Annotated in this window: 17 protein-coding genes and 1 riboswitch; of the genes, 14 read left to right on the top strand and 3 right to left on the bottom strand. The window is 35.4% G+C overall.

The features are described from left to right. The first annotated feature begins 124 nt into the window (after nt 1-124). Nucleotides 125-1,231 carry an HD-GYP domain-containing protein gene (locus AN957_RS15840; protein WP_053476422.1) on the top strand — a complete coding sequence of 369 codons (1,107 nt, stop codon included), beginning with the start codon at nt 125-127 and terminating at the stop codon, nt 1,229-1,231. Nucleotides 1,232-1,264: 33 nt separating this feature from the next. On the opposite strand, the gene AN957_RS15835 is transcribed toward AN957_RS15840, so the two are convergent. Continuing rightward, on the bottom strand, nt 1,265-2,023 hold the full coding sequence (locus tag AN957_RS15835; protein WP_056685077.1) for a S1 family peptidase: 759 nt from the start codon (nt 2,021-2,023) through the stop codon (nt 1,265-1,267). A 226-nt stretch (nt 2,024-2,249) separates the two neighbouring features. Here AN957_RS15835 and AN957_RS15830 point away from each other — a divergent pair, with 226 nt between their 5' ends. The 11 genes from AN957_RS15830 to AN957_RS15780 all read left to right on the top strand — a co-directional run bounded on the left by AN957_RS15830 (nt 2,250) and on the right by AN957_RS15780 (nt 15,945). Next, complete coding sequence (locus AN957_RS15830) at nt 2,250-2,966, top strand: MBL fold metallo-hydrolase (RefSeq protein WP_056685074.1); 717 nt, start codon at nt 2,250-2,252, stop codon at nt 2,964-2,966. A gap of 3 nt (nt 2,967-2,969) precedes the next feature. Beyond that, a complete protein-coding gene (locus tag AN957_RS15825; RefSeq protein WP_053476419.1) occupies nt 2,970-3,530 on the top strand; it encodes a TetR-like C-terminal domain-containing protein in 561 nt (186 codons plus the stop codon). 127 nt (nt 3,531-3,657) lie between these two features. Continuing rightward, on the top strand, nt 3,658-4,659 hold the full coding sequence (locus AN957_RS15820) for an LLM class flavin-dependent oxidoreductase (RefSeq protein ID WP_056685072.1): 1,002 nt from the start codon (nt 3,658-3,660) through the stop codon (nt 4,657-4,659). Between the two features lie 414 nt (nt 4,660-5,073). Further along, complete coding sequence (locus AN957_RS15815; RefSeq protein WP_056685069.1) at nt 5,074-7,263, top strand: NAD-dependent epimerase/dehydratase family protein; 2,190 nt, start codon at nt 5,074-5,076, stop codon at nt 7,261-7,263. Beyond that, complete coding sequence (locus AN957_RS15810) at nt 7,256-8,143, top strand: hypothetical protein (RefSeq protein ID WP_056685066.1); 888 nt, start codon at nt 7,256-7,258, stop codon at nt 8,141-8,143. The genes AN957_RS15815 and AN957_RS15810 overlap by 8 nt, the downstream gene beginning before the upstream one ends. After that, nucleotides 8,133-9,968, top strand: a complete 1,836-nt coding sequence (locus tag AN957_RS15805; protein WP_056685063.1) for a DUF2194 domain-containing protein — start codon at nt 8,133-8,135, stop codon at nt 9,966-9,968. Before AN957_RS15810 ends, AN957_RS15805 begins: the two co-directional genes overlap by 11 nt. Further along, entirely contained in the window at nt 9,969-11,396 is a 1,428-nt protein-coding gene (gene pelF / locus AN957_RS15800; RefSeq protein WP_056685060.1) for a GT4 family glycosyltransferase PelF, read from the top strand. After that, nucleotides 11,384-12,784, top strand: a complete 1,401-nt coding sequence (gene pelG / locus AN957_RS15795; protein WP_056685057.1) for an exopolysaccharide Pel transporter PelG — start codon at nt 11,384-11,386, stop codon at nt 12,782-12,784. Before pelF ends, pelG begins: the two co-directional genes overlap by 13 nt. A 39-nt stretch (nt 12,785-12,823) precedes the next feature. Beyond that, nucleotides 12,824-14,515 carry a CotH kinase family protein gene (locus AN957_RS15790; RefSeq protein WP_056685054.1) on the top strand — a complete coding sequence of 564 codons (1,692 nt, stop codon included), beginning with the start codon at nt 12,824-12,826 and terminating at the stop codon, nt 14,513-14,515. A gap of 28 nt (nt 14,516-14,543) precedes the next feature. Further along, nucleotides 14,544-15,242 (top strand): polyphosphate polymerase domain-containing protein, encoded by a 699-nt coding sequence (locus AN957_RS15785; RefSeq protein WP_056685051.1) that lies wholly within the window; start codon nt 14,544-14,546, stop codon nt 15,240-15,242. A 22-nt stretch (nt 15,243-15,264) separates the two neighbouring features. Continuing rightward, nucleotides 15,265-15,945 carry a DUF4956 domain-containing protein gene (locus AN957_RS15780; RefSeq protein ID WP_056685048.1) on the top strand — a complete coding sequence of 227 codons (681 nt, stop codon included), beginning with the start codon at nt 15,265-15,267 and terminating at the stop codon, nt 15,943-15,945. Between the two features lie 47 nt (nt 15,946-15,992). Here the strand turns inward: AN957_RS15780 and AN957_RS15775 are convergent, their stop codons facing one another. Next, nucleotides 15,993-16,820, bottom strand: coding sequence for an endo alpha-1,4 polygalactosaminidase (locus AN957_RS15775; protein WP_056685045.1), 828 nt, complete (start codon nt 16,818-16,820; stop codon nt 15,993-15,995). 41 nt (nt 16,821-16,861) lie between these two features. Continuing rightward, a riboswitch (cyclic di-GMP riboswitch) is annotated at nt 16,862-16,946 on the bottom strand. A 165-nt stretch (nt 16,947-17,111) separates the two neighbouring features. Between AN957_RS15775 and AN957_RS15770 the strand changes: the two genes are divergently transcribed. Continuing rightward, entirely contained in the window at nt 17,112-17,333 is a 222-nt protein-coding gene (locus tag AN957_RS15770; protein WP_379998650.1) for a DUF2187 family protein, read from the top strand. 227 nt (nt 17,334-17,560) lie between these two features. Continuing rightward, nucleotides 17,561-17,902, top strand: a complete 342-nt coding sequence (locus AN957_RS15765) for a zinc ribbon domain-containing protein YjdM (protein ID WP_056685042.1) — start codon at nt 17,561-17,563, stop codon at nt 17,900-17,902. A gap of 118 nt (nt 17,903-18,020) precedes the next feature. Here AN957_RS15765 and AN957_RS15760 read toward each other — a convergent pair whose 3' ends face one another. Beyond that, the gene (locus AN957_RS15760; protein WP_056685039.1) at nt 18,021-18,323 is read right to left on the bottom strand and encodes a DUF5634 family protein; all 303 of its coding nucleotides are present in this window, start codon (nt 18,321-18,323) and stop codon (nt 18,021-18,023) included. Nucleotides 18,324-18,329 lie beyond the last annotated feature (6 nt).

Here is an 18,329-nt window from a genome sequence, read left to right as displayed (position 1 = left end):
CGTATTTTTATACAAATATTTCGAATGGTATAGTATCATGTACCTATAAGAAATTAGAGGACAAAAATTAATAGGAAATAAGCAACTTGAATATATATTTATAGGGGAAACTGGAGAAGGAATCATGCGTTTAATTAAATTGGATGGATGTAAAACGGGGACGAGATTAGGTAAATCGATTTATCAAGAGAATGGCAGGGTTCTTTTGACAAAGGGAACGTACTTAACCGATAGTTTGATAAGAAAACTAATGAATTTCAATGTATCTACAGTATATGTTGAGGATGAGATGTCTGAAGGGATTGAAATCGTGGATTCTATTCCTGAAGAATTACGCGTTGAAGCAATGAATGTAATTACGGAAGGGTTGGATGATATAGCAGGGTTGAATCCTTATAAATCTAAATTAGAGCATATGGCTAAATCAGGCAGAGCGGTTCGCAGCATGCAAAAGATTTATAAGGATATTCTCTGCAGTTTAACTGAAAACAGAATAGCACTTAATTTATTAGCAACGACAAAAGTATATGAGAATCATGTTTATACACATAGTCTAAATGTGTCGATCTATGCTTGCCAGCTGGCAATAGAGAATGGCCTGCCGCTTAAAAATATCGAAGAAATTGGCCTAGGTGCGATGTTACATGATCTGGGGAAAATATATATTCCCAGGGAAGTTCTAAATAAACCTGGAAAATTAACGGAAGATGAATATGAGCAAATGAAATCCCATTGTGAATTAGGATTTGATCACCTTAAAAGAATTCACGAACTCCCCTTAACTGTTGCACATTGTGCACTCCAACATCATGAACGAATAGATGGAACAGGTTATCCGAGAGGATTGCAGAACAACGAGATTCATAAATACGCAAAAATATTGAGTGTAGCTGATGTATTTGATGCGGTTACGAGTCATAGAGATTATCGTCCGGCCATGCTTCCTCACCAAGGTCTTGAAATTCTGTATAGCGGGAGTGGCACTCAATTCGAAAGTAACCAAATTCAATTATTTAAAAATTGTATTGCCATCTACCCACCTGGACTAACTGTGAAATTAAATGATGGGAGAACAGGCATCGTATCTAAATACAATTTCAATGCGGTTGGCAGACCAGAAATTAGAATTTTAACAGATGAGGAAGGTCTGGAAATAACCCCGTATGAAATGGATTTATCTTTGAAAGAATATTTAACGGTGGAAATTGTTGAGGCAGATGCTTTGTTATAAACGGAGGGGCGAGGGATTAACCCTCAGTCCCATCTAATATCCCTCTGGTAAATGCTCCAACACTTTTTCTATCGGAATAGCAAGCCCTGTCTGGTCTTTTGTTGATAATGCAAAGACCACTCCAATGACATTTCCTTTTGAATCAATTACTGGACTTCCGCTATTCCCTTTATAAATCGGTGCTGAAAGCAGAAGAACCCCGTTTTTATCAGATCCTTCAAGTATTTCTCCATCCATTGCAATTTGATTATGTAAAAGAGGGTTCCCAATTACATAAATTTGATCTGAAATGCTCCAATTACCGGTTTCACTTAAGGAAAGAGCTGGTAAGTTTTCCCCTTCAATATGTAAAAAGGCAAGATCGAGGTCAGGATTAGATTGTAAAATGGAAGCTTGAAAGATTTCTCCGTTAGGGAAAGTAACCGTTATGGGATACATGTCATCGACTACATGGCCATTCGTAATGATTAATCCATTTTTATTGATATTAAATCCAGTTCCTTTGGAATGTTGGTCTTGAACGGTAACAACTGCTTCTTTATATTTTTGGATTTCCTCTTGTTTCGATAACTCAGCTGATTTATGCAAAAAATTAATCGAAGATAGATTAAAGACTTGCGGCCAAATTTGAAGCAAGCTTACTAGTAATGCAATCGCCACACCGATTGTAATGATCCTCTTTGCAATGGTATTTCGCCTTTTCTGCTGTTCGCGTACCCTCTCATCCTCTTCATTAGGTAAAAAATCTTCTAATGGAGGTTCTTCATTTGCATTCTTATCATAATGATTCATCCAATAAAACCCTCTCATTATGTTTTTGTTGAGATTCCGATAGAAGCATTTATTTAAATCTACTATACAATTGCCATAACATTTTTGCGAATAAAAAGGCAAGGTCACTGATGAAAATGGGGAAAATCATTTTAGAACAAAATAATAAATACCTATTGCCAAAAACTAATACTATTAGTTATTATAAAACTAACGCTATTAGTTTTTAGGATGGGGGAATAACTATATGAAAATGACAAAAATAGAAACTATTTATCAAATGACCTTTTTGGCTAATATTTTTCCTGTGAATTGCTATTTAGTTGAGGAAGAGGATACGCTAACACTTATTGATGCAGCATTGCCATTTAGCGCAAAAGGGATATTAGAAGCTGCTAAGAAAATTGGAAAACCAATTACTCGAATCGTCTTAACGCATGCACATGATGACCATGTTGGTGCATTAGATCATTTAAAAGCAGCATTGCCACACGCGGATGTACTGATTTCAGAGAGGGACGCCCGTCTAATGGAAGGGGATCGAAGCTTGGATGAAGGAGAAGCTCAAACACCGATCAAAGGTGGTGTACCAAAATCATTAAAAACACGAGCGAATATTCTGCTTCATGAAGGGGATCGGATCGGTTCACTTTTGTCCATAGCTACTCCAGGACATACACCAGGTTCTTTTTCCTTTCTTGATACACGAAATCAGTCTCTGATTGCTGGTGATGCATTTCAGTCTAGAGGCGGAATGGCAGTAGCGGGACAAGTACAGCTAATGTTTCCCTTTCCAGCTTTTGGAACGTGGAGTAAAGAGGACTCTGTTAAGAGCGCATTAAAAATACGGGACTATTCACCAGCCTTGCTAGCAATTGGCCATGGAAAAATGTTACTTCATCCTCACGAGCAAATAGAGTTAGCTATTAAACGGGCAGAATACAATTTAGGGAAAGGGAGATAAACGATGTCACCAAGAATAGGACTTGATTTGAATACAATTGTAAAGGCAGCAGCTGAAATAGCAGATGCAGATGGTCTAGAAGCAGTGACATTGGCGACCTTATCAAGAAAATTAAATATTCGTCCGCCATCCTTATATAATCATATTGAGGGGTTACCAGGACTTCGCAAGGAATTAGCCTTATATGGGATTGAAGAACTTGAGCGATATTTGTCTCGAGCCGCGGCAGAAAGAGCTGGAGATGATGCAGTTCGTGCTATGGGTGAAGCCTATCTCACATTTGCTCGCAGGAAACCTGGACTTTATGAAGCAACTTTTTACACAATTGATATGGAAGATACCGATATAAAGCTTGCATCAGAAAAGATAGTGAACTTAGTTATTCAAGTTTTGCAGCAATACGGACTTCATGGAGTAAATGCAGTTCATGCGACGAGAGGATTCCGCAGTATTTTACATGGCTTCGCTTCTATTGAACAAAAAGGCGGTTTTGCTATGGAATTAGATATAAATGAAAGCTTCTACTTCCTTATTGAAACTTTTTTAATAGGAATAAAAAAATAAATGCTTTAAGACAACAAATGAAAGTAGAAATGAATAGCCATAAATCAGTCGTAAGCAAATAAGTTTGTTTCTCTTGTCCCAATTGTTACTATAGGAATGAATCTTCAATAAGGAAGGGTAATTGGTAATGACAAATATACAAATTCCAGTATCAGTCTTAAATCTTGCACCGATCCGTCAAGGGCAGGGTGCGAAAGAAGCGATTGATGCGCTGGTTGATTTAGCGCGAGCAACGGAAGATATGGGCTTTTCTCGCTATTGGATTGCGGAACATCATAATTCCCCAACTCTTGTAAGTTCAGCTACTTCCATTTTAATTAAACACGTTTTAGAACATACAAAACAAATACGTATCGGGTCTGGAGGAATTATGCTGCCTAACCATTCCCCATTAGTTGTCGCTGAACAATTTGGGACGATGGCAACCATTTATCCGGATCGTTTAGATTTAGGTTTAGGCCGTGCTCCAGGTACAGATATGATGACAGCAGGTGCACTTAGACGCTCCAAAAATGATTCAGTCTACACGTTTCCTGAAGATGTGAAGGCTTTGCTTACGTATTTTGGCCCAGAAGAAGAGCAAAGTTATGTTAGAGCTTATCCAGGAGTTGGAACAAATATACCGATCTATATCCTTGGATCATCTACGGACTCTGCTTATTTAGCTGCTAAATTAGGCTTGCCTTATGTATTTGCTTCCCATTTTGCCCCAAAATATATGGGCGAAGCAATATCCATTTATCGTGAACGGTTCCAGCCATCGGAATATCTAGCTTCCCCATATATGATGGTATGCTTAAATGTGATTGCAGCTGATAGTGATGAGGAGGCCAAATTCGAATCAACGACGATGCAGCAATTTTTCTTGAATGTTGTCCGCGGTTCGAGAACCCTATTAAGTCCGCCAGTTGATAACATGGATCGTATCTGGAGTCAGCCTGAAAAAGACATGGCTTCAGCCATGTCTAGTGTGACTTTGCTAGGAAGCAAACAATCCATTCGAGAACAGCTTATCAGTTTTCAAAATCAATATAATGTGGATGAAATCATGGCTGTGTCTTATATTTTTGATCCGGTTAAACAAAAGCGTTCCTATGAAATCTTAAAGGAAGTCGTAGACGGGAAATAAACTTCATAAAGTCGAAGAAGACGAGGTCGATTAGGACTTTCGTCTTTTTTTATAGAAAGTATAACAATTTTAATTAGAACTGCTAGTTCCAGCGCCTATCTCCTATCAAACTGGAAGGTCTCCTCCCTACGATAAGTCAACATCGGTTCGCTCGCGCTTACCGTGTTTCTTTTATCTCAGTCGGAGACCTTCCAGTTTGTACGGCAATGACCAAGGCTTATGGTATTTTGTTCAGAAATTGTTCAGAAGTGGGTATTAAACTATATATTGGGCTATTTATGAAATTACTATAGTGTAAATAAGGAATATAGAATTTAATAACTGCTATATTGTAAAATAACGTAATAGCACATGAAGGTCCTTTTTTTTCGGTCATGAAATAGGATTAAAGAAATAGTCAAAAAGGGGTATTCTATGAAAGTGTTAATTACTGGCGGATACGGTTTTATTGGATCTTATGTTTCAGAGAAGTTTTATCGGGAAGGTCATGAAATCCACATACTTGATAATTTGACTACCGGGAAAAAGAGCAATGTTCAATTCCGCCATCAATCTTATCTTCTTAATATTGAAGATGAACAATGTGAACAAATATTTAGAACGAATAAATTTGATATTGTGATACATTTAGCTGCTCAGGTTGATGTAGAAAAGTCTATTCAGAGTCCAGCATTGGATTCTAAAGTAAATATGCTGGGGCTTGTTAATATTTTGCAGCTTGCAAGTAAATATAAGGTTTCAAAATTTGTGTTTGCGTCTTCTGCTGCTGTATATGGAAATAATGAAGAAATTCCATTAAATGAGGAATCAGCGTGTAAACCCTTCTCACCTTATGGGATTAATAAACAGCTAGGTGAATACTATTGTCAAAAGTGGAATGACCTATACCAGCTAGATACTACTTGCTTCCGGTTTTCGAATGTGTATGGTCCAAAACAGAGAAGTGAAGGAGAAGGCGGTGTTATATCCATATTCTCTAACAAAATATTAAATAATGAAGAATTAACGATTTATGGTGACGGTACACAGACAAGAGATTTTATCTACGTGGAAGATGTCGCTGAAGCCATTTTTCGTTCCGTTTTAAGTAATGTAACTGGACTAATGAATCTTTCAACGAATACGGAAACGAGCATTAATCAGCTTGTGGAGTATTTTAAAGAGATGGCTGATCTACCAGAAATAGTTTTCAAGCCAGTGAGAATAGGAGACATAAAATATTCCAGACTTGATAATCATAAAGTAAAACGAGAAGTTGATTGGAGTCCTAAATATCCCTTAGAAGAGGGAGTAAAACGAACGTACGAATGGTTAGCGGCAGAAAAAAATAGTTCTGTTAAGGAGAAAGAACGTGAAAAAAAAGGAAAAGTGCACGCATCCACCAAATTTAACCATTCTGAGAAAACGTATCTACCCTACATTGAAAATATTATTCTATTTATTTTTATTGCCTTTCTTCATTTAAAAGTGGGAGATTTTTTATTCAAAATTGATTTATTACTTTTATATATTCTTTCTGCTGGAATCATCTTTGGTAAAGTACAGGCTCTAATTGGATGTGGGCTTTCGGTTCTAGTATATAGCTGGCAAGGTTTAATGAATGGAAGAGAAATCGTGTCGTTGTTTACAGATCATACGACCTTAATCCAATTCGCTGTTTATTTATTTGTTGCTCTACTCGTTGGATATGTCATTGATCGTAAACATTTAAGAGAGGAAACCGCAAAAAGTGAATTGCAGTTATTTCAAGATAAGTATCAATTGCTTGATGATATTTATACGGAAACCCGGAAAGTAAAGGACGAATTACAAACTCAAATCCTATATTCTGAGGATAGTGTTGGAGAAATATATTCGATTATCAAGAAGATTGATAGTCTTGAACCTGATGATGTATTCAATGGAGTTATTAGTGTACTAGAACAAATTATGAAAACAAAGGAAGCATCTATCTATCTAGTTGGTAAAGGAAATCGTTTTTTACGACTAGTTTCAAAGTCCAATGTTGAGAATTCTCAATTTCCAACATCGATAGAGATCATTCCAAATACTCCTTATGCGAGAGCAGTAGAAGAAAATAAAACTTTTATTAATCGAGAAATGGATCCGAATTTTCCGATGATGATTGCACCAATATGGAAAGATGATCATGCGGTTGCTGTTATATGTACGAATGAAATGAATTTTGACCATCTAACCTTATATTATGAGAATCTATTTCATGTAGTGACCAATCTAATTACTGCATCTGTTGCAAGGGCATATGAGTTTGTCAATGCTACACATCATGAACGCTATATAGAAGGAACAAATATTCTGAAGCCAGACTATTTTAAAATGGCAATAGAGAGTAAGAAGAAAGCAAAAGAACAACTCAATATCCCTTATTACTTATTGCGTATTGTACCTATAGAGAATATGGTAAATGTCATAAATCGAATACATGCTTCATTAAGAGATTCTGACAGCATAGGCAAGGCTGAGGACGGCACCTACTGGATTCTTCTTTCTAATACAGATAAAGAGAATGCGAAATCAGTGATCAATCGTATCCAAAAGGTTATTGAACAACACCATTATAAAGAGGGAGAAGTTCATGTTTAGTGCTTTATTTGTATATTACCTTGCTGCTGTTATTTACTTGATGGTTGAATATCGGAAAAGTAAAAGAAATTTTCCTGTCAAGTTAGTGATGACGTTTTTCAGTCCTTTTGTCGGCTTCATCATTTTGTATTTTATGTTTCATCAATTAAGAAATGAAGGTCAAGTTATTCCAGATAGCTTGATAATAAAAAATAAAGAACAAGTGAAAATTTTACAAAAGGTTGATTTTGAAAAAGAGACTAGCATTGTTCCAATGAAGGATGCTTTGTTATTGAATGATAATCAGACGAAGCGCAGAATGCTAATGGATCTATTAAAAAATGATACATTTAATCATATTGGAATATTGCAAACAGCACTACAAAATGACGATACAGAGACATCGCACTATGCTGCTACAGCGATACAGGATATAAAGGGAAAGCTGTTAAATACTATTGGACAGATGGAATATCAATTAGAGGAAAATCCGAATGACTTGGAGCTTTTGATTGCATTTGGACAAGTGATTAAAAACTATTTAAATACAGGATTCTTGGATGATCGAACAGTGAAACAGTATTCCTATCGATATTCACAAATTCTAGAAAAAATAATTGAAATCATGCCAATTGAAAAAGAGTTTTATATTGAAAAGATTAATTGTGACCTTCAGCTAGGAGAGCTCGAAACAGCTGAAAAATACAGTCAAATCTTTTTACAGCACTGTTCAAATGAAGAGGAAGCCTATTTTATGTCAATGAAACTCTACTATTCAGTTAAAAATCAAAAGAAGTTTCATGAAATTTTACAGGTGCTTAGACAATCATCTGTTAGACTTACTCCCCAAGGATTAAATAAAATAAGATTTTGGTTATATGGTGAGACAAATGGATTATAAATTTAAATTGGAAAAAACAATATACCTTCTTATCTTGTTTGTATTAATTATTGGAGTGTTTCTAGGGGTATTTAACTCAAATTATATTCTTAAATACTTGCCTAATAAGGCAATCATCGGTGTAAATGACAACGTATCAAGTATTTCAAGACTTTCAGATGAAACGTTAAAAGGATTAAAAGAAGAAGAGTACTTACTCCTCTATAATGAAAAGGATTCTTCAAGTATTCATTTGAAGGATAATATTGCGCAAACACTCAGCTATATGAAGAAAAAATCAACGGCTGTCACACTTTCAAATATTCCAGCTTCATTCGATCAATATAAGAATGTTGTTGTTACATTTGAAGAAATTAGTGCACTGCCAAATATGAAGATGCTTGAAGAATACACGGCTGAAGGCGGGAAAGTGTTTTTCGCAATTCGTCCTGAAATAAAAGGTTCTTTGCAAAATTTATATCGAAAATTAGGCATCTATGAGATTGGAGAATTTATCATTCCTAATGGGTTGAAACTTACTTCCAATCTATTAATTAAACAGGACAACCTAGTCATGAAGAACGGGGAGATACCAGAGAATTCCTCTTTATCTGTCGGCCTAGATGAGCGATCTACTATTTATGCTGAATCGATTGATCATGTTCCTTTGTTATGGGATACAACTTATAAAAAAGGAAAATTTATGGTCTTCAATGGGACGATGCTCGAAACAAAAGAAAATAGAGGGATAATCACAGGTGCCTTTAGTTTGTTAAATGAAGACTTTATTTATCCAATTATGGATATGAAGGTCGTGTATATTGATGATTTCCCTGCACCTATTCCGGAAGGAAAGAACAAGATTATCTATGATGAGTATCGAAGAGATACCCCGAGTTTTTACGAGGATATATGGTGGCCAGAAATGCAAAAAAGTGCCGCTAATTATGATGTGAAATATACGGGGCTTGTGATTCAAACATATACTGATAAGGTCACCCCTCCCTTTAAAGTAGAAGAACATGACCGGAATACATATGTTCAATTCGGTCGTGAGTTGTTAAAGATGGGAGGAGAAATTGGCATCCATGGCTATAACCATCAATCTTTAACAGTGGACCCTAAAGCTGTAGAAGATTTAGGGTATCATGAATGGGAAAATCAGGAAGACATGGAGGCATCACTGAACACAGTGGAAAACTATGTAAAGTCTTTATTTCCTAATTATGAAATAAAGACTTATGTCCCTCCTTCTAATCGGATTGACGAAGTAGGGGAAGCAGCACTTAACAATGCGATTCCATCAATAAGTATTCTGTCATCCATATATATTCCAGATAGCGTAGAATATACAACTGTACATGAATTTAGCAAAGGAGATCCCTTTATTTACTTTCCAAGAATCACATCTGGCTATGAATACACGAAGAAAAAGAAATGGGCCATGGCAAATGCTATGACATCGCTTGGCGTATTTTCTCATTTTATCCATCCTGATGATATTTTAGATGATGACCGTTCAGCGAAGAAAAAATGGAGCAAGCTTGGGAAGGAATATTACCAATTCATGAGTGAAGTTCATACAGATTATCCTTGGCTAAGGAGTATTACGGCAAGTAATGCAGGAAAACAGCTTACTAACTATTTACAAGCTGATGTATATATTGAAGAGAAAAAAGATCGATTAACTATCCAAATAGATAAATTCTCTGGTGAGTTACATTTTATCCTTCGAACGAAGAAGAAAATTGGGAAGCTGGAAAATTGCGAGGTACAAAGAATTGATGATGATGTGTACTTCGTGAAAGCAAAAAAACCAACGATTGAGTTAGGGTTGATTGAGTAAATGAAAATATGCATCATTGCGGAAGGCTCCTATCCATATGTAACGGGAGGGGTGTCAAGTTGGGTTCAAACGATATTAACAAATATGTCAGAGCATGAATTTATTATTTATGCGATTGGCGCAGAAAAAAAATCAAAGGGGAAATTTAAGTATCAGCTTCCCCCTAATGTCAGTCATGTGGAGGAAGTATTCTTAGATGACTTTACTGAGGAAGAAGACAAGTGGGGCCGTGACTATAAATTAACAGAAAAAGAGAAAAAGGCACTTAAATCGTTGTTAGATAGCAGAAAGCCTGATTGGGACACACTGTTATCTATGTTTTCAGGGGAAAGAATTGATTCAGCGGTCAATTTTTTAAAGAGCAAGGATTTCTTTGATATTGTTCATGAAATATGTTTAGAAAAATATGACCAGATCCCGTTTACAGATATGTTTTGGTCGATGCGATCCATGGTTTTGCCGTTGTTAATATGTATTAAGCACCCCCTTCCAGAGGCAGACCTCTATCATAGTGTTTCAACTGGCTATGCGGGAGTCCTTGGCAGCCTAGGGAAATACATGTACCAAAAGCCTTTTCTAATGACTGAACATGGGATCTATACAAGAGAAAGAGAAGAAGAGATCATTAAAGCCCAATGGGTAAAAGGGTACTTTAAAGATTTATGGATTCAATATTTCTACAATATGTCAACTTGTGCATATGATACTGCGGATAAAGTCATCACATTATTTCAAAAGAATATGGAGATACAAGAAGAACTCGGATGTTCTCCAAGCAAAATATCCATCATCCCAAATGGGGTGAATTCCGAAGATTATCATCAGCTGCCAACTGGGAATGCAATTAATCAGAATGGATTAAACATTGGTGCAATTGTACGTGTGGTGCAGATAAAGGATATTAAAACGATGATACAAAGTTTTGCCATCGTAAAACAAGAACTGCCAAGCTCAAAATTCTTTATTATGGGTCCAACCGATGAGGACGAAGAATACTATGAGGAATGCATCCAATTAGCCGAAAATTTGCAAGTAGAAGATGTGATATTCACGGGTGAGGTGAATGTTCGTGAATATATTAACCGAATGGATGTTCTCGTGCTATCAAGTATTAGTGAAGGACAGCCACTTGTGCTTCTCGAAGGCATGGCCAGTGGAAAGCCTTTTGTAGCAACAGATGTAGGAAATTGCAGAGGTATATTGATGGGAGAACGTGATGATTTAGGACAAGCGGGGATCGTCGTTCCAGTCATGCAATATGTTGAAATGGCTAGGGCTATTATTCAATTATGTAAAGATGATCAGAAAAGGCAAAGTATGGGGGCAATAGGAAGGGAACGAGCGATTCTTTTTTATTCGAAAAAAAGCTTTATTGCTCAATACAAACAACTCTACAAAGATATGGTGGATAGCATATGGCAGGGATAGGTTTTCAATTAAAAAAAATGTTTAATGAACGAGGGCTTTTGGCTAATGTCCGTGCATATAGCTATTCTGCAATCGTTACAGTCGGACCGCTTGCATTATGCATTTTACTCATGACTGTCGCACAGCAGCTGCTTATTTCTGTGAATACCCCATATGCTGAAAGAGAATTGTTTTTGGCTGCAACCCAGTATGCCTTGATTTTTTCTCAAATAATTACTGGCGGCTTTAACTTAATTGTATCAAGGTATATAGCAGATCAACTATTCTTAGAAAAATACGAGAATATATTAGCTTCGATGTTTGGTGTGATTGCCATATGCGTGTTCCTTGGCGGTATGAGTGCATTCGTATTTTTTTCCTTTTCTCCATTGGACATAACGTTTAAAATTGTTTCCTACATTCTTTTTGTTGAATTGATTATCGTCTGGATCCAATGCATGTATGTGTCTGCATTGAAGGATTATATGAAAATTGTTAAAAGTTTTTTAATCGGTGTGATTATTTCAGGTTTGGCTGTTTATATCTGTATTAAGTTTCTTCATATTTATAGTGCGACAGCGATGATGATTTGTTTGGATATTGGATTCTTTTTCATGCTGATAAAGTTTACGCAGTATATTCGAGATTTCTTTAAGGTGAATAATTTCAAATACTTTCTTTTCCTATCGTATATGAAGAAGTATCCTTTGCTGTTTATATGCGGCTTTTGCTATACATTAGGGCTATATGGTCATAATTTTATTGTCTGGCAGGGGAAGCATCAGCATATCGTTGAAGATACATTCGTGATTGCACCTTTTTATGATGTACCCGTGTTCTTTGCATACTTAAGTGTCCTTCCCGCGATGGTATTATTTGTTGTTTCTGTTGAAACGAACTTTTATACAGCATATAAAACCTACTATAATCGTATATTAAACTCATTTCCTCTAAAGGATATCTTATCTGCAAAGAGAGATATGTTTAAGGTTTTATCGCTTGAACTGTCTTTTATTGCAGAAATTCAATTATTTGTAGCGATATGCTCTATTGCATTAGGGTTAAAATTTCTTCCCTTATTAGGACTAACCTATGACCAAATTCAATTATTTATCTTTTTCGTTTTAGGATTTCTCTTTTTTATTATAATGTATACCGTTGTTTTATTACTTCTCTACTATGATGATCAAAAAGGGGCAAGCTGGACAACGATTATTTATACAGTAGGGAGTATGCTTTTAACTTTCATTTTCTTGAATATTGGAAATTATGGCTTTTCGATATTTATCACTGCATTTATTGGTTTATCGTTTGCATTATGGAAATTATCCAAATACTTAAATAGAATTGATTATTACACGTTTTGCTCACAACCGCTTATACCGAAGAAAAAAATAAAACAATTCTAGTTTGGCAAATAAGAGTTGTGAGTTGGAGGAATTAGGAAAATGAAAAAATATATTTTATGGTTCTCTTTGATCGCTTCCATACTGATGATTTCTGGATGTACGGACGATATTGGAATGAATAAGGAAGATAAAAATGAGATCCCGCCAGTTCAAACAGAGGATAGTGAAGAAAAAGTTTTTGGTGAGGATCCACGACTGTACGAATTTGAGAAAAAGGATTCTGTCGTTACTTTTTACATTACGATTGGGAAAGAAAATGAAGCATCATTTTATGAACTGAATAATTGGTATAGTATTCATAATAGTGAGACTACCTCACCTAAACTAGATATTATGATTCAGGAGGGGACAGCTAAGGGGATAAAAGAGGGCTTGTTCGGATTCGATGAAACAGAAATGAATGCATCGATTCAATTAAGGGGAAAGTCAACACGTGTCGCTGCTCAAAAATCCTTTAAAATAAAATTGTATGATAGTGCTGGCCTTTGGAGAGGACAAAAAACGTTAAATTTAAATAAACACCCGTATGATGCGACCAGAGTCCGCAATAAACTATCATTTGATTATTTTACGAAAATTCCTGGTTTGACAAGCATGCGTACACAGTTTGTACATTTATATGTAAAGGATTTAACGAAAAAAGATTCAAACGGTAAATTTGAAGACTATGGGTTATACACACAAATTGAGCAGGCGAATGAACGCTTTCTTGCAGCACATGGGCTGGATTCAAATGGGAATCTCTATAAAGCAACAAATTTTGAGTTTTTCCGCTATCATGACCAATTGAAGCTAGAAACGGATTCATTATTTAACAAAGATGAATTTGAAATGGTACTAGAAAGCAAGGGGAGTAATGATCATCGTAAATTACTCACTATGTTAGATGATGTTAACAACCAAAAATTAAATATTAATGAGGTAGTTGAGCGTCATTTTGATAAAGAAAATTATTTAACATGGATAGCAACCAACATACTTATGGGAAATAGTGATGTAACCACACAGAACTTTTATTTGTATTGTCCATCTAATTCAGAAAAATGGTACTTCCTCCCTTGGGATTATGATGGCGCTTGGAGGTCTTCACCTACAGCAGAAAAACATTCAGAACTGGCAGATTGGCAGGATGGATTATCAAATTACTGGGGCTCTGTCCTTCATAAGCGCTTCTTCAAGGATCCAAAAAATGTGGAAGTGTTAACGAAGAAAATCGAAGAACTAACAGCAATTATTAATCCCGAAACCACAAAGAAATTATTAGATCAATACTACCAAACAGTTAGTCAATTTGTGAAAAAGTCACCTGATAAAGATTACTTAGATGTAGAAATTGCTGATTTTGATGATGTATATTACGGAATTGTAAATGAATCACTGCTTAATAAGGAAGTTTACTACAAAAACCTTGAGAAACCCATGCCATTTTTCTTAGATGATTACAAAAATGAGAAAAATCAACATGTATTTACATGGGACCCATCCTACGATATCCAAGGAGATGATTTATTCTATACGCTGCAAATAAGTACAGATCCAGCATTTTCACATATCGTTCACGAGAAAAAAGATATGATAGAAACGCAATACGCTTATCAGCTATCAAAAGGGACTTATTATTGGCGAGTTGTTGCAAAAGATGCAAAAAATAATGTTCAAACAGCCTTTGATCTTTATGAGGATGAGGATGGATCAAAATATTTTGGGGTCAAAAAAATGATCGTTAATTAATTTATTAATGACTAAAGGGAAGTAAAGAATGAAAAAGTTACGACATGAATTGAAGTTTTATATTAATGTCAGAGAGTATGAGCTTTTAAGAAAAAAATTACAAATAGTACTTAAAAGAGACGTGAACATGGTGAATGAAGAGGGATATCACATTCGCAGTCTTTATTTTGACAATGTGTATGATAGTGACTTGTTTGAAAAAAATTATGGCATTTATAAGAGGAAAAAGTTGCGGGTCCGTATATATAATCAAAGTGATCACATCATCAAGCTTGAAAAAAAGAATCGGTATGGAGAGATGATTAACAAAGAATCCATATCTATATCAAGAGATGAATATGAGCGGTTATTAATGTGGGATTATGATTTTTTACTTGATAAAAATAACAGTGTTGCAAAGGATTTTTATCTATTTATGAGAACCCAGCATATGTCGCCCAAAATCATTGTCGATTATGTGAGAGAGGCTTATAAGGAAGATATCGAGGATGTACGAATCACCTTTGATAAGTATTTAAGTGCGGGTATTAATTCGATCGATATCTTTGAAAAGGATATCGTTACAATTGAAGCGCTACACGAACCTTTAATGATTATGGAAGTAAAATTTAATACTTATTTGCCAGACTACATTCGAGATATTCTGCAGCTCGATAGCCATCAGCGCTCAGCCATTTCCAAGTATGTGATTTGCCGGGAAGCAGGCATGACCTATTATAAGCAATAGTGTAGAGAGAGGACATATTTATATGAGTGATCGGATAAATTTTGATGACATTATCAAAAAAAGTATTTTAAATTCAGATACATTTACAAGTGTATCGGTTCTAGAAATTTTCTTTGGAACACTTGCTTCATTCATTGTTGGACTATTTATTTATTATGTGTATAAGAAAACGTTTCGAAGTGTTGTTTATAGTCATAATTTCAATGTAACACTCGTTTTAATGACGATGATTACTTCTCTTGTCATTATGACAATAAGCACGAATATCGTTCTGTCCTTAGGGATGGTTGGAGCATTAAGTATCGTACGTTTTCGGACAGCACTGAAGGACCCGCTGGATATCGTGTTTTTGTTTTGGGCGATTACAGCAGGTATTGCGATTGGAGCAAACGTATATCCAGTAGCGATTTTTGGATCCATTTTTATTTCCATCGCTGTCTTCTTCCTTTCAAAAAAGAAATGGAAGGACGAAACGTATTTATTAGTGATTCATTATGACGAAATGGCCTACGATGAGATTAAAGCACAGGTTGTTAAGTTCAATTATGATCTGAAATCGAAAATTGTTCGAAATAATTGGACAGAGCTAACATTAAAAATCAAGCTTAAGGTGGATAATACCGCATTTGTTCATAAATTATCGAATCTAGAAGGGGTTAAAGATGTATCGCTTGTTCAATACAGCGGTGATTATGCATCTTAATTTCATAATATGAAAGGTCAGCCTCGGGAAAAAAGGCAGACCTTTTATTAATTATAGATACTATTTTTGTTCTCGTATGAAACGAAGCCTTGCTTTTTACTGTAATTTGCACTGCTTTTATTAGGTGCCACAGTAAATACTGCAATATTATCTTCCTTTTGCAGGGTTTGGAAATATTTGATCCAATTTTGTCCCCATCTGCTATTCGTTAAACGCTCTTTATTAAAGCCTTCCCACATAATCGCATCCACGTAATCCTTTGAAGCAGTTTTCAAAGTTTCGAATCCCCAATTTTGCAGTAACAGCAATTCTTTATGTTTACTTGTTATGACTTGAAGAAGCTCGACATACCCATTACGGAGGTCTGCGGCCAATTCCTCGTTATCGCTGTAAAAATCATCAATATCGCCAACAGTGTCTAAAATGATCCCGTCAAACTGCTTTTGAATAATTTCTTCTTCAATTTCTTCAAGCAATAATTGTTGATAATGCTTATTAGTGATATCCATTAGATAGGTATCCCAATCCTCAACATAGACCTTTTGACCGTTAACTTTTAAATAGTCATCTTCCTGTATTTTGGCTACAAACGCCTCATCCCAGTCCTGCAATTCCATAATGCTAATATAACCGAGTGTTATTGTGCCGCTTTTTTTCAATTCAGCCACTTGTTCTTTTGTTGTTTCGTGAGGCTCAATAACAACCAGATCATTTTTGCCAAGCTGTTTGGTTTTTACATCATTTACATGACCATAGTAAATTTGATAATTATTAACGTCCAATAAAGGGTTTTGTGCTTGTCCCATTGCAGGAAAGCATTGGGTTAATAGAAGTGGAAAAATAAACTGAAGAGCGAGAAAGGTTTTCTTAAACATAGGGTAGAGCTCCTTTACGATTTATCTTATGTAAGAGTAAATACGGCAACCCAGCCATCATAGTATGACTACCTTAGATCTGTGGTTTTGCGTCTCAATTTTTCAATTGATTTGCTATTGCTTTTATTATAGTTCAAAAGTCTTTTTCATTAAAGTGACTTTTGACATCTTTACTCAAAGATTGTTGTTAAGCAATTTCGTATAAAGTTGTATGGAGAAGAATTTTGGTCATACTAAAAATGAAGGAAATTGATTCACTTACTCAATAGATGAAAAAATGGGGTATGCAAAATGGCTGAAGATATGACTAAAAAACAGGATAGCAAAGTGAAGAACACGAAAAAACCAAATATGGGTGACATGATACAAATTATTAAAGGGGAGGCAAAAGGGAAAAAAGGAAAAGTAATTGTCCTTCGGGATAACTCAGTCATTGTAGAAATCGGAGTAAATACAAAAACGGACGAACCGATAAAAACGGTTGTCAATCACAAGAACTATAAATTGATTTAGTAAGAAGCAACAAAAAATAATGTTAAAGGTCTACACATTATTTTTGTTGCGTAGAAAATGATACAAAATAGTTTATTGTTAATGATTTCCCATCATCCCCTAATCTATCTATTTTTGTATCAAGTTTTACTGTAAGATAAGAGAGTGTGCAGATGGTCTATTCAATGATTAAGATTTTCTGTACCGTAAGAAAATAGAAAAATAATTACGAATAGGGGAAAATGTTCATGCAAGGTTTGCCAAAATGTCCACAATGTCATTCTGAATATACATATGAGGATGGGAGTCTTTTCGTTTGTCCCGAGTGTGCTCATGAGTGGAGTTTAAACACTGAAAATGACCATACCGAGGAAAATAAATTGATTAAAGATGTAAATGGAAATGTCTTAAATGATGGCGATTCAATAACTATTATTAAAGACCTAAAGGTAAAAGGGAGCTCATCCATTTTAAAAATAGGTACAAAAGTAAAAAATATTCGTTTAGTCGATGGAGCTCATAATATTGACTGCAAAATTGATGGATTTGGTGCAATGAAGTTAAAATCAGAATTTGTTAAAAAGCTATAAAATCGGTACAGCTAGGTGAAATAAAAATAACAGCTAGAATGGCAGTATTTGAAGCAACATATCATTCAACTGGCAATCAGCGGGGATGGTGGAGAACCCTCGCTGATTATGTTTCACTTTATAGATCAAGAAATGCACTCTCTACACTGTGATATCCTTTTAGATCTGTTTTTTGCGGTTCATCTGATTCGATCGTCCATTCGTTTATTATGGGAGAAAGCCCACCGTGTGTGTCTTTTTTATACGGGCTATGAATATGATGCGTTTTCCCATCCTTTTTAATTGTGTAGCCAAAATAGTAAAGATCATCCTGGCCTTCTTCTTCAAAAACTCCAATATCATCCAATCCATATTGATTTATATACATCTGAAACGATTTTTGCATATTATTAATAAGCTGTTCACGGGATAAAGATTCCATCAAATT

The organism is Cytobacillus solani (assembly GCF_001420595.1).
Taxonomy (GTDB): Bacteria; Bacillota; Bacilli; order Bacillales; family Cytobacillaceae; genus Cytobacillus; species Cytobacillus solani.
Note: the sequence above shows the minus strand (reverse complement) of the source record. Positions and strands in the feature narration are given on the sequence as shown.